At 27.3% G+C, this 16,343-nt stretch carries 13 protein-coding genes; 11 read left to right on the forward strand and 2 right to left on the reverse strand.

Annotation, left to right across the window (positions count from 1 at the left end; all coding sequences use genetic code 11):
* The first annotated feature begins 96 nt into the window (after positions 1 to 96).
* A complete protein-coding gene (locus HMPREF0216_RS15905) occupies positions 97 to 318 on the forward strand; it encodes a hypothetical protein (RefSeq protein ID WP_005216438.1) in 222 nt (73 codons plus the stop codon).
* Positions 319 to 344: 26 nt separating this feature from the next.
* Here the strand turns inward: HMPREF0216_RS15905 and glmS are convergent, their stop codons facing one another.
* On the reverse strand, positions 345 to 2,168 hold the full coding sequence (glmS, locus tag HMPREF0216_RS15910) for a glutamine--fructose-6-phosphate transaminase (isomerizing) (RefSeq protein ID WP_005216440.1): 1,824 nt from the start codon (positions 2,166 to 2,168) through the stop codon (positions 345 to 347).
* Between the two features lie 742 nt (positions 2,169 to 2,910).
* Here glmS and HMPREF0216_RS15915 point away from each other — a divergent pair.
* The 8 genes from HMPREF0216_RS15915 to HMPREF0216_RS15950 all read left to right on the forward strand — a co-directional run bounded on the left by HMPREF0216_RS15915 (position 2,911) and on the right by HMPREF0216_RS15950 (position 11,259).
* Positions 2,911 to 3,507, forward strand: coding sequence for a 50S ribosomal protein L25 (locus HMPREF0216_RS15915; protein WP_005216442.1), 597 nt, complete (start codon positions 2,911 to 2,913; stop codon positions 3,505 to 3,507).
* Positions 3,508 to 3,654: 147 nt separating this feature from the next.
* Entirely contained in the window at positions 3,655 to 5,382 is a 1,728-nt protein-coding gene (locus HMPREF0216_RS15920) for a phospho-sugar mutase (protein ID WP_040420243.1), read from the forward strand.
* Between the two features lie 128 nt (positions 5,383 to 5,510).
* A complete protein-coding gene (locus HMPREF0216_RS15925; RefSeq protein ID WP_005216445.1) occupies positions 5,511 to 6,599 on the forward strand; it encodes a tetratricopeptide repeat protein in 1,089 nt (362 codons plus the stop codon).
* 21 nt (positions 6,600 to 6,620) lie between these two features.
* The gene (locus HMPREF0216_RS15930) at positions 6,621 to 7,370 is read left to right on the forward strand and encodes a WecB/TagA/CpsF family glycosyltransferase (protein ID WP_005216446.1); all 750 of its coding nucleotides are present in this window, start codon (positions 6,621 to 6,623) and stop codon (positions 7,368 to 7,370) included.
* A gap of 15 nt (positions 7,371 to 7,385) precedes the next feature.
* The gene (locus tag HMPREF0216_RS15935; protein WP_005216447.1) at positions 7,386 to 8,660 is read left to right on the forward strand and encodes a glycosyltransferase; all 1,275 of its coding nucleotides are present in this window, start codon (positions 7,386 to 7,388) and stop codon (positions 8,658 to 8,660) included.
* A gap of 5 nt (positions 8,661 to 8,665) precedes the next feature.
* Positions 8,666 to 9,820 carry a glycosyltransferase gene (locus HMPREF0216_RS15940; protein ID WP_005216448.1) on the forward strand — a complete coding sequence of 385 codons (1,155 nt, stop codon included), beginning with the start codon at positions 8,666 to 8,668 and terminating at the stop codon, positions 9,818 to 9,820.
* Between the two features lie 5 nt (positions 9,821 to 9,825).
* Positions 9,826 to 10,458 (forward strand): cyclodeaminase/cyclohydrolase family protein, encoded by a 633-nt coding sequence (locus HMPREF0216_RS15945; RefSeq protein ID WP_005216450.1) that lies wholly within the window; start codon positions 9,826 to 9,828, stop codon positions 10,456 to 10,458.
* Between the two features lie 15 nt (positions 10,459 to 10,473).
* A complete protein-coding gene (locus HMPREF0216_RS15950) occupies positions 10,474 to 11,259 on the forward strand; it encodes a hypothetical protein (protein ID WP_005216451.1) in 786 nt (261 codons plus the stop codon).
* 113 nt (positions 11,260 to 11,372) lie between these two features.
* Here HMPREF0216_RS15950 and pdaA read toward each other — a convergent pair whose 3' ends face one another.
* Positions 11,373 to 12,218, reverse strand: a complete 846-nt coding sequence (gene pdaA / locus HMPREF0216_RS15955) for a delta-lactam-biosynthetic de-N-acetylase (protein ID WP_005216453.1) — start codon at positions 12,216 to 12,218, stop codon at positions 11,373 to 11,375.
* 533 nt (positions 12,219 to 12,751) lie between these two features.
* Between pdaA and HMPREF0216_RS15960 the strand changes: the two genes are divergently transcribed.
* A complete protein-coding gene (locus tag HMPREF0216_RS15960; RefSeq protein WP_005216456.1) occupies positions 12,752 to 14,488 on the forward strand; it encodes an ABC transporter ATP-binding protein in 1,737 nt (578 codons plus the stop codon).
* Positions 14,489 to 14,524: 36 nt separating this feature from the next.
* The gene (locus tag HMPREF0216_RS15965; protein ID WP_051040736.1) at positions 14,525 to 16,276 is read left to right on the forward strand and encodes an ABC transporter transmembrane domain-containing protein; all 1,752 of its coding nucleotides are present in this window, start codon (positions 14,525 to 14,527) and stop codon (positions 16,274 to 16,276) included.
* Positions 16,277 to 16,343 lie beyond the last annotated feature (67 nt).

The raw sequence follows: 16,343 nt of genomic DNA on the forward strand, positions 1-16,343 counted from the left end.
AAATCCTAAAAATTTTTTTAAAGGAACTTTTTTATAGCATTTAATGTCTAATATATATAAAATTAAGTTTTATATGTATTAAGAGGGGAAACATGAATGTGGGAGAAGTTAATATTAAATGAAAAAGATTATGAATATTTAAGTAAAGGAATTGCTATTGGTGTTGGAATAGGAATTATTTTAGGGGCTATAACAGGTGAAATAATTTTATTTTTTTCACTTGGAGGAGTATTGGGTATAATTGGAGGTGCTGTGATTTCAATTATAAAAAAAATTAAAATAGATAAGGATAAAAGGAATAAAAAAAACTGGCAATAGTTTGATTGCCAGTTTTTTTATAGAAATTATTCTACTGTTACTGATTTTGCTAAATTTCTTGGTTTATCAACATCGCAGCCTTTTTGTTTAGCAATATAGTAAGCAATTAGTTGTAATGGAACAACACTTATAAGTGGAGTTAAGATATCAATAGTTTTTGGAATATAAACTAAATCATCAACAACCTCTTTAGAAGTAGTGTCATCTTCATTAACAACAGCAAATATATTTCCACCTCTAGTTGATACTTCTCTTACATTACTAATCATTTTATCCTTTAAAGCTTCTTGAGTTAAAAGTGTTATAACAGAAGTATTTTTCTCAATTAATGCTATTGGACCGTGCTTTAATTCTCCACCAGCATAAGCATCACAGTGGATATAAGAAATTTCTTTAAGTTTTAAAGAACCTTCCATAGCAACTGCATAATCAAGTCCTCTTCCTAAGAAGTACATATCCTTATGATTGTAATGAGATGAAGCAAATTTTTGAAGAGAATCTTTCATCTCTAATGCTTTTTCAATTTTGGCAGGTACTTTTAAAAGTTCAGCTTTAACTTCTTCTATTTGATCACTTGACATAGTTTCATTTAATGAAGCAAAATATAATCCTAAGATATAGAATGCTACAAGTTGAGTAACATAAGCTTTTGTAGAAGCAACAGCTATTTCAGGACCAGCTAAAGTGTAGAATACATCATCAGCCTCTCTTGAAACTGATGAACCAACAACATTTGTTATAGCTAAAACTCTAGCACCTTGTCTTTTACCATCTCTTAAAACAGCTAAAGTATCTGCAGTTTCACCAGATTGAGAAACAACTATAATTAAAGTTTTATTAGTAATAATAGGATCTCTATATCTAAATTCTGAAGCAACATCTATTTCAACTGGAATTCTTGCAAATTTTTCAATGACTGTTTTACCAACAACACCAGCATGATATGCAGTACCACAAGCGACGATATATATTTTATCGAAGTTTTTAAGTTCGTCTTTTGTGAAAGAAATATTATCCATAGTTATTGGATTACCTAAAGAAATTTTACCAGCTAAAGTATCCTTAACAGCTCTTGGTTGTTCATGAATTTCTTTTAGCATAAAGTCTTCAAATCCACCTTTTTCAGCTGCATCAACATTCCAAGTAACATGATAAATTTCTTTTTCTATTTTATCGCCTTCTTCATTTAGAAGTTCAACACCATCTTTAGTTAAAATAACAAATTCTTTATCCTCTAAAAGATAAACATCTCTAGTATGGTTTAAAACAGCAGGAATATCAGAAGCTATAAAGCTTTCATTTTTCCCAATACCAACTATAAGAGGACTATCTTTTCTAACAGCAACTATTTTATCAGGTTCATTTTTTGCAATAACACCAATTGCAAAACTTCCTTCAAGTTTTGAAGTTGCTTTAACTACAGCTTCAAATAAATCACCTTCATAGTAGTAATCAATTAGATTCGGTATAACTTCAGTATCTGTTTCAGAGAAGAATGTATATCCTTTAGAAGTTAACCATTCTCTTAATTTCATATAGTTTTCTATAATACCATTATGAACAACGCTTATTGTAGCATTTTCAGTAGTATGAGGGTGAGAATTAATATCAGATGGCTCACCATGAGTAGCCCATCTTGTATGACCAATTCCTATATGACCTTCAATAGGATTTGTATTTAAGCTAGTAGCTAAATTGTTTAAACGACCTTTAAATTTTCTAACATTTATTCCATTATTAAGGATAGCAACTCCAGCAGAGTCGTACCCTCTATATTCTAATTTTGATAAACCTTCAACTAATAAAGTAGATGCTTGTCTACTTCCAACATAACCAACTATTCCGCACATAATAAATCTTCCTTTCAATAATAAACTTCCAAATTATAATTTGGATAACTGAACCTATACCTAAAAGATTATGAACTTAGGTATAAGTTTATGAAAATATTAGGAGTTTTGAAGTTAGTATTTAAAAAAGGGTATACTAATACTAGGACTTCAAAAAACCTTAAAAAGGTTTTAACACCAGACTAGTGTTGTGCTATAAATCACTTCATAGTTTTACTAGTCGTTAACGGTAGTGCGATACCGTGGGGCACCCGCCGAAGAATTCGATTCTCCCCATCCTCGTCAACTTAAGTGAGCCTATAAATTTCAATTTAGTTAGGCAAACTTACTCCTACGCTTAGTAGGACTTTCCTTTAGAAAATCACTTAAGTTCTGGCGCTTTTATAAAATTATTTTCTGGTTTGTTACTATAATAATCACATCCTTTCATGAATTATCTAGTATACCACGAAATAATTCTACCATAAAAAAAATATTTGTCCACTAAATAAGAAGATAAAAGCAAAAAATACATATATAAACAATATATGATAAATAAGATGAAAATATGATATGTTTTAAAGAAGAAATTTTTATTAGTTATAGGTTAAATCATAAGTAAAATATAATATTAGAAAAGAAATAAATTTTAAAATGCAATAAATTAGAAAATATAAATAAGTATTATAGTAGCATAAATGTATAATTTCTAAAATTTTGGTCAGAATATCCTAAGAGAGTTTTTTAACAGGAGGAAAGTAAAATGTCAAATTTAGAAATGAATAAAAGAAATGCTGATATTCCAAATAGTGCAAAAAAGGCAAGAAAAAATGGGAAAGTTCCAGGAGTATTATATGGAAAGAAAATAAACAATCTATTATTTGAAGTAGGTGAATTAGAGTTAGCTCATGAAATTGGAGTTAATGGTGAACATGGTGTTATAAGTTTTGATTTAGATGGAGAAGAACATAAGGGATTAATTAAAGAGGTTCAAAGAGATCCAGTTACTAATAAAATAATTCATTTAGATTTAGAAGAATTAAAAGGTAAAAATAAAATTATTTCTTCAGTACCTATTCATTATGTAGGAGAAGATTATATTAATCAAAGAGGAATAGTTTTGCAAAAAGAAAAAGATTCTGTTAAAGTAGAATGCTCAGTAGAAAATTTACCAAAGCATATAGATTTTAATGTTGGGTCAGGTAATGTTGGTTCAGTATATAAGTTTGGTGATTTAGAAGTTGCATCAGAAATATCTATTTTAGATGATTTAAATTCAGTTATTGCATCAATAAGTTATGAGCGTAAAACAGTTTCTGATGAGATGGATGAAATAGAGGAATCAGCAGCTTCAGAGTAAAAAAATGAGTCTGAAAATGTAATAAAAGATAGAATATTGTAGTAAAAAGATAGAGTTATATATTTTTTTTATAATAACTCTATTTTTTGTTTGAATTTTTATATTCTTATGTATATAATATTACTGAAAATGTTTAGGAGGGATAATATGGATTACAAAGAGAAGTATAATGAGTGGTTAAACTCAACAGTAATATCAGAAACAATAAAGGCAGAACTAAGAAGTATTACAGATGAAAAAGAAATAGAAGATAGATTTTATAAGGAATTAGATTTTGGGACAGGTGGACTAAGAGGTATAATTGGTGCAGGAACTAATAGAATGAATGTATATACAGTTTCAAAGGCTACACAAGGCTTTGCAAATTATTTAAATAAATCTTTTGAAGCACCAAAGGTTGCTATTGCATATGATTCAAGAAACATGTCAAAAGAGTTTGCAGAAGAAGCAGCGTTAACACTTTGTGCTAATAATATAAAAGTATATCTTTTTGAAAGCTTAAGACCTACACCTATGCTTTCATTTACTTCTAGACATTTGAAGTGTCAAGGGGGAATAGTTATAACAGCTTCACATAACCCTAAAATATACAATGGTTATAAGGTTTATGATGAGTTTGGTGGCCAAGTTACAGATGAAAAAGCTAATATTATAATTGGTGAAGTTAATAATATTGTAAATTATGAAGATATAAAGAGTATTGCACTAGAAGATGCATTAAAAGATAATCTTTTAGAATATATTGGAGAAGAAGTTGATAAGGCTTATATTGAAGAAGTAAAAGGTCTTACTATAAGAACTAAATTAGTTGAAGAAAAAGCTAAAGACTTAAAAGTTATATACACACCAATACATGGTAGTGGAAATATGCCAGTTAGAAGAGTATTAAAAGAACTTGGATATGAAAATATTGAAGTTGTTAAAGAACAAGAGTTACCAGATGGAAACTTCCCAACAGCATCTTATCCAAATCCAGAAAATCCACAAGTTTTTGAATTAGCTTTAGATATGGCTAAGACTGTAAATCCAGATATAATATTTGGAACAGACCCAGATTGTGATAGAATTGGTGTAGTTGTTAAAGAAAATAGTGGTGAATATAAAGTATTAACTGGAAATCAAACAGGACTTTTATTAACTGATTATATATTATCAGCTTTAAAGGAAGAAAATAAATTACCTTCAAATGGTGTTATAATTAAGACTATCGTTACAACAGAAGGCGCAAGAGCTATTGCTAATTATTATGGTGTTGAAATAATGGACGTTTTAACTGGATTTAAATATATCGCAGAAAAAATAAGAGAATTCAAAGAAAATGGGCATAAGAAATACTTATTTGGATTTGAAGAAAGTTATGGATATTTAGCAGGAGATTTTGTAAGAGATAAGGATGCAGTTATTGCTTCTATGTTAATTGCAGAAATGACTCTTTACTATAAAGAACAAGGAAAGAGCTTATATGAAGCTTTAATTGAACTTTATAATAGAATTGGATTCTTCAAAGAAGATTTAATATCAATTGAGTTACAAGGTAAAGAGGGACAAGAAAAGATTGCTAAGTGTTTAGAATCTTTAAGAAATACTTCATTAACAGAAGTAGATGGAGTTAAAATTGCAACTAAACTTGATTATAAGTTAAGTAAAGAGGAAAACTTAATTAATAATATGGAAAGTGTAATAAACTTACCTAAATCAAATGTGTTAAAATATATCTTAGAAGATGGTTCATCATTTGTTGTTAGACCTTCAGGTACTGAACCAAAAATGAAAGTTTATTCAGCAGTTAAAGGTGAAAGCTTAGTTAATGCTGAAGAAAAGCTAAAAAGATTCAATGAAAAAGTTATGGAAATAATAAATGAAAAATTAGCTTAATATAAATTTTTAAGTAAAAGTCACTAATTTTATTGGTGACTTTTATTATTTATATTGGATTTGTTTGAAAGTTTTAAGGTAATACTGTATTATGTATAATGAAATAATTTACTAAAGGAGTGTAATTTATGGATTACAAATCACAAATTAAAGAAAAGTTAGGTAAATTATTATTTTTAGAAATGAATGTTGATGGATTTAAAGAAAGTATATCAATTCCATCATATGTTAATTTTAAAAATAAAGATCTATATTTACCAATAAATTCAGAATATATTAGTTCAAATATAAATGATGAAATAAAACTTAAAAATCTTCCTATATATTACTTTGTAGAAGGAATGTTCATTGCAATGGGATGTGATGAAAATTTTAGATTTAATGATGATTATGAATTGATATTAGATTACATAAAAGATACTGAAAATATAATTAAATCATTAATTGCAAAAAAGATTAACGAGGAAAAGTTTTTAGATGGATATATATTATTAAAGGGATATTATACATATTCAAAAGATTTAGAAGCTATGAAAAAGCTTTTACTTGTAGGTGAGACTATTAGAGAAAAGGATAACGGATTTAAAGATTTAATTTTAGAAGATATAGAGTATGTTATAGAAAATAATTTAAAAATTCCAGAGGCATATCTGTATAAAGCTATTATTTTAAAAGATGATACAGACTTTAAAGCTGCTAAAGTAGCTATAAATGAATACTTTAATAAAGGTGGTAAAAAAACACCAGAAGTAGAAATAATTAATAATGATATAAATAATATTAGTGATTATGAAAATGCTATAGAATTATTAGGTGAAGATCCAGCTAAGTCAGTAGAAATTTTATTAAGATTGGCTGAAGAGTTTGAAGAAAATCCATTAATTTATTATTATTTAGGGATTGCTTTTAGAAAGTTAGAAAAATTTGATGAAGCAATTTATTATTTAAAAGAAAGTATAAAGAGGGAAAGTGGTATACTAGAAGCTGTTGTAGAACTAGGACTTAGTTATGCTTGTCTTGGTGAGTTTGAAGCTGCAATTAAATATTTCAAAAAGGCATTTGAAGCATCAAGAGATGTTGAAATTTGCACTAATATTGTTATGTGTTATTTAAATCTTAATGATTTAGAAAATGCTAAACTTCATTTAGATATAGCTAAAAAATTAAATTCAGAAGATGAAATAGTAAAACAGTTAGATACTATGATAAATAAATAGTAGTAAAAAGGAAGACAATAAATGAGAAAAGATGAGAAAAACAAATATATAGATATTATGGGATATAAGGTGTTTTCTTCTAGTATGGATAAATGTTTGGAAGAAATATCATCTTATGAAAAAGTTCATATTATCTCAGGGAATCCAGAGGTTTTATATACTGGATTAAATAATAAGGAACTTTTTGATAATTTTACATCTGATTCATCTATTATAATACCTGATGGTGTTGGAGTACAAATAAGTGCAAAGATATTAAATACGCCTGTAAGTGAAAAAATTGCAGGAATTGAGCTTATGAAAAATATAATTATGTCTTGTGAAAAAAGTGGAGATGGTATTTATTTATTAGGTGCAGATGAAGAAAGTGTGAAAACCTGTGTAGCAAATATATTACGCGATCATCCAAAAGTGAAAATTGTAGGATATCATAATGGATTTTTTGATTTAAATAATCCTAAAGAAATTTTAGATGAAATAAAAGAAAAAAAACCAATGGCATTATTTGTGGCGATGGGTTGCCCAAGACAAGAAAACTTTATAGTAAAGTATATGGATGAGTTACCTTGTAGAATTTTTATGGGAGTTGGGGGGAGCTTTGATGTTATTGCTGAAAAAGTAAATAGAGCTCCTCAGTGGATGATAAATATTGGTATGGAATGGGCATACAGAGTAGCTAAAGAACCGTGGAGAATAAAGAGGCTTGGAAGTATTCCTAAATTTATATGGCTTGTAATTAAAAATAAAGGCAAAGATAATGGAAAGGTATAAAAGGAGGTAAGCATAATGAAGATATTATTTATAGCTTGCTATTCACCTCTTATAAATAACTCAGCATCTATAGAAACATTACAGTATTTAAATAACTTATCTAAAATAGAAGGAAATGAAGTTCATCTTTTAACAGTAAATTTCCCTAAAAATTCAATATATTATGATGAATATATATTGAGCATGTTAGATAAAAAAGTTAAAATGCATATAATTAGTGGTGGAAAGATTTTTGAAAGGATAATGCCTAAAAAATCTAATAATATAGCAAAAGCTGGAAACAATAAAAAAAGCTTTGTAAAGACAGCTTTAAGAAAAGGAAAGTCTTTAGTGGCAATTCCAGATATGTATTTTAATTGGGCAAAGAATGCAGCTAGATACGGTATTGAATTAACTAAAAAAGAAAAATTTGATGTTATATTTTCAATGCATGAACCACCTTCAAGTCATATTTGTGCATTGAAAATAAAAGAAGAGTTTAAGAATATTCCCTGGGTTACATATTGGAGTGATCCTTGGCTTAAGGACTCAACAAGAGAAAATATAAGTAAATTTAGAAGGAAATTTGAAGAAGGCTATGAAAAGAAAATAGTAGAACTTAGTGACAGGTTTATTTTTGTAACTAAGGCAAATAGGGACGATTATATACAAACATATAATATTCCAATTGAAAAAACTTTTATAGTAACTAGAGGATATGATGAAGAACAATATAATGAAATTAAAATAAGTTCAAATCCTAAAATGTTGAGTGATGAAAAAATAAATTTTGTTTATGCAGGTGAAATTTTTTCAAAGCTTAGAGATGTAAGACCATTTATAGATGCCTTAGATGAAATAAAAGAAAAGGATAATGAGTTATTCAAAAAACTTAATATATTATTCTTTGGAAATATTGATGATGAAGATATAAAAAATAAGCTTATATCAGTAGAAAATATAAATGTTTCACCAAGGATTCCGTATAACGAGGCTTTAGGATATATGCTTAATAGTGAGGTTTTACTTTTATTTGGTAATAAAAATTCAAAGCAAATTCCAGCTAAAATTTATGATTACTTTGGAGCAGATGGACTTATCTTTGTTATATTAGGTGATGAAAATGATCCTATAAAAGATGTTGTTTTAAATAAAGAAAAATGTATAGTAGTTAGTAACAATAAAGAAGAAATACAAAAAGGAATTAAAAAAATGGTTGGTATTGTAACTTCAGGAAAGCAATATGGACCTATAGAAGAATATAGATGGAAACATATTTCTAAAAAGCTTAATGAAATTTTAAAGGGGTAAGGATTATGCATATAATGTTTATACCTTCTTGGTATGATAATAATAGAAATAAAGTTCATGGTAGTTTTTTTAGAGAACAGGCTACTAAGCTTCAAGATGCAGGAATTAAGGTGACGGTTGCATATAATGAAATTTGGCCATTAACATTACTAGGAAAGGTTAATGAAAAGATAGGAATTAATTTTAATGTTGAAAAAGGCTTAAGAACTTATAGATATAAGAATTATAATTTTATTCCAAAGAATCCTTTAATGTTTAAAGTTTTTGATAGAAGAATGGATAAACTTTATAGTGAAATAGTTAAAAAAGAAGGAAAAGTTGATATTATTCATGCACAATCATCTTTGTGGGGAGGAATAAGTGCTTCTTATATAGCAAAAAAATATAATATTCCTTTAATAATTACAGAGCATTCTTCAGTAAAGAGAGGAGCTTATGTTAGAGATAGCTATTATAACAGGATAGTAGAATCTTATAATAGTGCAGATAAGCTAATTGCTGTTGGAAATGGATTGAAAGAAGAATTAAAAGAATTGACTAATAGAAATGATATAAAAGTTATAGGTAATTTAGTTGACCTATCGATATTTGATATTAGTAATATAAAAAAAGATGATAATGATTTTATATTTTTTTCACTTGCTTTTTTAGAGGGTGAAAAGGGGTTTGATACTTTAATTAAGGCATTTGCTAAAAAATTCAAGAATCAAAGTGTGAAACTTGTAATTGGTGGAGAAGGTAGTCAAAAAGAATGGCTTAAATCTATAGCAAGAGATGAAAATATTGAAAAGCAAGTTATTTTTACTGGAGCGCTTATAAGAGAAGAGGTTTCAAAGTGGATGAATAGATGTGATGTTTTTGTATTACCTTCTAGATATGAAACTTTTGGTGTTGTATATATTGAAGCTTTAGCCAGTGGAAAGCCTACTATTGGAGCTTATAATGGGGGGGCGGAAGACATTATAAGCAAAGAGGTAGGAATTTTAGTAGAAAAGGATAATGTTGTGGATTTAGGTAATGCAATGGAGTATATAAAAAATAATATAGAAAAATATGATCCACAAGAAGTAAGAAAATATTGTATCAATAAATTTAGTCCTGAAATAATAGTAAATAAAATAATTAATGTTTACCAAGAAGTAATTAAGGAAAGGAGTTAGAGTATATGGAATTTAAAGATTATAGTATTGATAAATTTTTATATGAATTAAAAACAGATTTGCCATCACCAGGAGGTGGAAGTACAGCTGCTTTAGTATCAGCATTAGCTTCAGCATTAAATTCAATGGTATATTCTTTTACTATATATAAAAAGTCTTTTGAGAAATTAGATGAAGAAAATAAAGATAAAATGAAGGTATTTGCAGAAAAAAGTGAAGCTTTTATAAAGGAAAGTTTGAAGTTTATGGAAGCAGATAGAAGTACATTTACAACTCTTATGGATACTTTTAAACTTCCTAAGGAAAATGAAGAAGAAAAATTATATAGAAGTAAAATGATAAAAGAAAAAACTATATTAGCTATGGAAGCACCTTTAAATTTAGCTAAAACTTCTTTGGAGTTTTACGATAATATAGAATTTGCAGTTGAGTATGGAAATAAGAATTTGACTTCAGATGCTATAGTTGCAGCAATATTATTACATAGTGCAATAGAATCAGCTGTAGTAAATGTATTTGTAAACTATAATAGTTTAAGCAATAAAGAAGAATATGAAAATATACCAAATGATTGTAGAGAAATGATTAAAAAGTCATTAGAAAGAAAATCAAAAATAGTTAAGGGCTTTGGAATTTAGGAGAAAATTTTATTTATGGGAATTATGGTAAAGATAAACAAAGGCACTGATCTTATAAAGACAAAATATCTTATGAAATTTAAGCAAAAAACATATACAGGTAAAATGTATGATATAAAGTATTTAGTTGAATTTAATAAAAAGTCTAATGATATTTTAATTGTTTTTACAGCCTGTACAAAAAAAGGCCAGAAGGCAAGATATAACTATATTAGAACATTAGAAGGAATTAAGTGTAATAAGTTATTTATACTAGATGACTTTGGATTTGACGGAAGAGGTGCTTATTACTTGGGGAAAAATAAGGACTTTGCAATAGCTATTGATGTAGAAAAATTAATAGATGATATTTGTAAAGAGGTTAAAGCGGAAAAAGAAATATATATAGGTTCAAGTAAAGGGGCTTATGCAGCGTTATATTTTGGAATGGGAAGAAAGAATACAAGTATAGTTGCAGGTGCACCACAATATAGATTAGGTAATTATTTATATCTTCCGAGTCATAGAAATATATTAAACTATATTATGGGTGATGAATCAAAAGAATCAATAAATAAACTTAATATTCTTATGGAAAATAGATTGAAAAATAACGAGAATAATGGTAATAGTATTTATCTACATTATTCAAATGAAGAAGAAACCTTTAAAAGTGATATTGAACCTTTAATAGAAGCGTTAAATAATCTTAATATTAAAAAGAAATATGATATTCATAGATATAAAAATCATTCGGATTTAACTTTATATTTTCCAAAGTATATCAAAGATACTTTGAAAAAGGAGTGTAATATATTATAAAGTCATATTAAATAATAAAATGGATAATGCTATATTATAATAAAACTTAGAAAGTTTTTAAATTTAGCATTATCCATTTTGAGTTTAAATTATTTAATGAAAATTAGGCAACATTAATTGGAATTTAATTCATCTAAAGATTTAAATTCATATCCATCAGCTTTAATTTGTTCAATTACTGTTTTTAATACATTAGTATTAGTTTTAGAAACTGCATGTAAAAGCATAATACAACCAGGATGAACACCATTTGTTATTTTCTTAATTGCCATTTCTTCGCTAGGTTGATTATCTATAAGCCAATCTTTATAAGCAAAGCTCCAAAAAATTGTTTTATAACCAAGGGCTTGAGTTTTCTTTAAAGAGTTAATAGAATATTTACCCATTGGAGGTCTAAAATATTTTGGCATGTCACTACCAACAACTTCTTTATAAGCTTCTTCTACATCGGTAAATTCTTTATTAAACTTTTCAGTATCCAAAACAGTAGCCATTGAAGGATGGTGATTAGAATGATTACATACTAAGTGCCCTTCATCTGCCATTCTTTTTATTATATCTGGATTTTGAGTTATATAAGGTTTTACAACAAAAAATGCAGCAGGTACATTTTCTTCTTTTAAAACATCTAATATTTTTTCAGTATAGCCATTTTCATATCCTTCATCAAAAGTTAGATAAATGACTTTTTCTTCTGTATTTCCAACATAATAAGCATCATATTTGCTGAAAAAATCTGCAGATTCTTTTGGTGCTTCTGGAGTTGTATCTTTTCCTCTATTTACAAAATACCAATTTAATTCGCTATCCTCTGGTATTGTAGTTTTAGAGTTGGCATAAGTTGTATTAGGTAAGATAGTAAATAAAAGAATAAAAATCAATAAAAAAATACTAACTTTATATTTATTCAAAGTTATCCCTCCTTGAAATTTATTATATTTATATATTTTGTATAACATTTAATATTACTCATGGGAAAAAGAGGGAGTTGATAAAGAGTTTACTTTTTATAATTCTAATGAAGTAAGAATACGTCGTAAATTATAGATTAAAAATATAGAAAAAGTGGATAATAGTTACAAAAGTGGTTGACAAGGAAAAAATGTAGGAATATAATTATAGAAGATTAAGGAAAAGGAGGTAGGAATATGTTAAATACTATATTTGCTTGTGATGGCAAGATAGAAAAAACAATAAAATATTTAATGAAAATATTAATAACCCTATCTCTAGGAATAATCAAAAAATGTAGTGTATAAATTTAGCTATAAAAAAGATTATTTTAAAATTGTTTAATTTATTTTTATAATAATAAATTGAAGTTTGAAGACATGGTTATTAATCCTGTCTTTTATTTTTTACTTTGAAATTTAAGTTTAAGATAAAAGGTAAGGGAATAACTATGTCTTTATTTATTTTTTAGAAAGGATGAGAGCGATGAGCAATAATTAACAAAAGCGTTAAAGAGGATATATTAAAAGGGGGATTTTAAATGACTAGAATACTTAAATATGTTTCTAAGTATAAGGGAACATTGATACTAGGAACTATTTCTATGTTTATTGTTATAGGAGTGGACTTGTGTATTCCTTATTTGCAACAAATATTTATAGATGATGGAATTACAAATGGAAATGAAAGTGTAATAACTTGGACTTTAGTTGGGATTTTTATTATAACACTTATAAAATCATTCTTTGGGTATGGTAAGGAATTTTTATATGATTTACTTAGTACATGGGTACATGCAGATATTAAAAATGATTTATTTAATCATATTCAAAAGCTAGAGTTTAAGTATTTTGATGATATGAATACTGGGGAACTTATGTCAAGAATAGGTGAGGATGTTGAAAATATATGGCAGACTATAGGGTTTGGTATACGACTTTTTATAGAAAATATATTGTATTTTGTTATTTCTACAATAATATTATTTACTTTAAATTATAAGCTTGCATTTGCATGCTTTATAGTTATGGTACCTATAGGATTTATAGGCATTAAGCTAGAAAAGAAATTTGGTAAATGCTATGAAGAAATAAGTGATCAAACAGCAGTTATAAATACAACAGCGCAAGAAGATATAGCTGGTGTTAGATTAGTAAAAGCTTTTGCAAGAGAAAAACATGAAATAAATAAGTTTTTAGGTATGAATAGAAAATATTATGACTTAAATATGAAGCAAGCAAAAATAATAGGAGATTATTTTCCACCAATAGAGTTCTTGACTAATGTATCTCTTGTAATAATGATAGTTTTAGGTGGATTTCTTGTTATGAGAGAAGAAATATCAATAGGAGTTTTAGTAGCGTTTAGTGGATATATATGGAACTTGATATGGCCAATGAGAATGCTTGGGGAACTTATGGACTTGCTTTCAAGAAATACAGCTTCAGCAAAGAAAATTTTTGCAATAATGGATAGAAATCCGGAAATAAAAAATAATGAGAAAAAATATAAAAAAGAAGTCATTAATGGTGATATTAAATTTAATAATGTTAGCTTTAAATATAATGATGAAATTGTTTTGGATAATATAAATTTAGATATTAAGGCTGGAAGTACTGTAGCTATTATGGGAACTACAGGTTCTGGTAAAACAAGTTTATTAAATCTTATAGGAAGATATTATGATGTGCAAGAAGGAAGTGTAGAGATTGATGGTATAGATGTTAAAGAGTATGATTTAAACTTTTTAAGAAAAAGTATGTCAATAGTACCACAAGATACATTTTTATTTTCTGATTCAATAATTAATAATATAAAATTTAGTAATGATAATGCATCTTTTGAAGAGGTAAAAAAAGCTTCTGATTTAGCATGTGCTTTAGATTTTATAGAGTCTTTAGAAGAAGGGTTTGACACAGAAATAGGGGAAAGAGGTATAGGACTTTCAGGAGGTCAAAAACAAAGAATTTCAATAGCAAGAGCCTTAGTTAGAAATTCTAAAATATTAATTTTAGATGATTCTACCTCAGCTTTAGATATGGAAACAGAGCATAAATTATTAAAGAATCTTAAAGAAAGAGAAAAGGAAAGTACAACTTTCATAATAGCACATAGAATTTCAGCGGTTAAAAATTCGGATTTAATAGTTTATTTAGAAAATGGAAAAATAAAGGAGCAAGGAACTCATGAGGAATTATTAAATCTTAAAGGGGCATATTATGATATTTATTGTGATCAATTTAAAGATTTTAATATGCTAGAACAGGAGGTAATATAATTGGGGAGTAATTCGATAAAAAAAGATGAAGAGGTAATGAGAAGAAGCAAGAGAGAAATAACAGCTAAGTTATTAACTTACCTTAAACCATATAAATTTAAAGCTTTTATAGTTGTTTTGTTAATGATTTTTGTTATGGTTTGTGGAATTGTTAATCCACTACTATTAGAAGTTGCTATAGATGACTATGTAGCTAATAATGATACAAAGGGCTTGATTTTAATTGGGGTAGCTTTAATAGGATTGAATTTAGTAGCGTGGATATTATCTAGAATTAGATGGAGTATGATAACTTCAATAACTAATAATATTTTAGTAAATATAAGGCATGAATTATACAGTCATATACAATATTTATCATTTGATTTTTTTGATAGTAGGCCTGTTGGAAAAATACTTGCAAGAGTAGTTGGAGATGTTAATGCATTAAAAAATTTGTTTTCACAAAGTATACAGTCCCTTATACCACAACTATTAAATCTTTTATGTGTTACAGTTATTATGCTTGTGATGAATGTTAAATTAGCTTTAGCATGTATAGCCTTAGTTCCACTTCTTTTTATATCAATATTTTGTATTGAGACATTTTCAAGAAAAAGATGGGAAATATATAGAAATAAGAGATCAAATTTAAATGGATTTACTCATGAAGATTTTTCAGGAATAAAAGTTGTACAAGGGTTTGCTAAAGAAAAGGGTACGGAAAAAGATTTTAAAGCTATGGTTTCAGAGTTAAGTACAGCATTTATAAAAGCTGTACAATTAAATGATTTATTTTGGCCATTAGTAGATTTTGCTTGGGGGATTGGAACAATAGTGGTTTTTGCTGTGGGATATACTTTAGTAAGTAAAGGGGAAATAAAGCTAGGAACTTTAATAGCTTTTTCAATGTATACAGGAATGTTCTGGAGACCTATAATGAATCTTTCAAGTTTTTATAACACATTAGTTACTAATTTTTCAGCAGCAGATAGAATCTTTGATATATTAGATATTAAACCTATTATAAAAAATGAAAAAAATGCTAAAGAAATTGGAAGAATTAGTGGTAATGTAGAATTTAAAAATGTAGATTTTTCTTATGATGAAAATTCACATGTTTTAAAAAATATTAATTTTAAAGTTAATAAAGGAGAAAGAATAGCGTTGGTTGGAGCGACGGGAGCCGGAAAAACAACTATAGTCTCCTTGTTGAGTAGATTTTACGATCCAACTTCTGGAGAAGTTTTAATTGATGGAAAAGATATAAGAAATGTGGAAATTGAAAGTCTAAGAAGTCAAATGGGAATAATGCTTCAAGATACATTTTTATTTTCAACTACTATAATGGAGAATATACGATATGGTAGATTAGATGCTACTGATGAAGATGTTATAAATGCAGCTAAAGCTGTAAATGCTCATGAATTTATAATGAAGCTTGAAAATGGATATAATACAGAAGTAAATGAAAGAGGATCTAGATTATCGCTAGGACAAAGACAATTAGTTTCCTTTGCTAGAGCGTTGCTTGCAAATCCAAGAATATTAATATTAGATGAAGCTACTTCTAATATAGATACAGAAACTGAAAAGCTAGTTCAAAAAGGTATTGAAAGGTTGCTTTATGGTAGAACATCTTTTGTTGTTGCACATAGATTATCAACTATAAGAGATTGCGATAAAATTATGGTTATAAATGATGGGAAAATAGAGGAAATTGGAAATCATATGGAACTATTAAATAACAGAGGTAGCTACTATGAATTATATATGGCGCAATATAAGTTCTTAAGTGAAGGAGCTTAAAAAATAACTATTATTTAGAAATAGTAGTTTGGCAGTTTTAAAATAAAAAGTCAGCTTATTGCTGACT

This window comes from Clostridium celatum DSM 1785 (genome assembly GCF_000320405.1).
Lineage (GTDB): Bacteria > Bacillota > Clostridia > Clostridiales > Clostridiaceae > Clostridium > Clostridium celatum.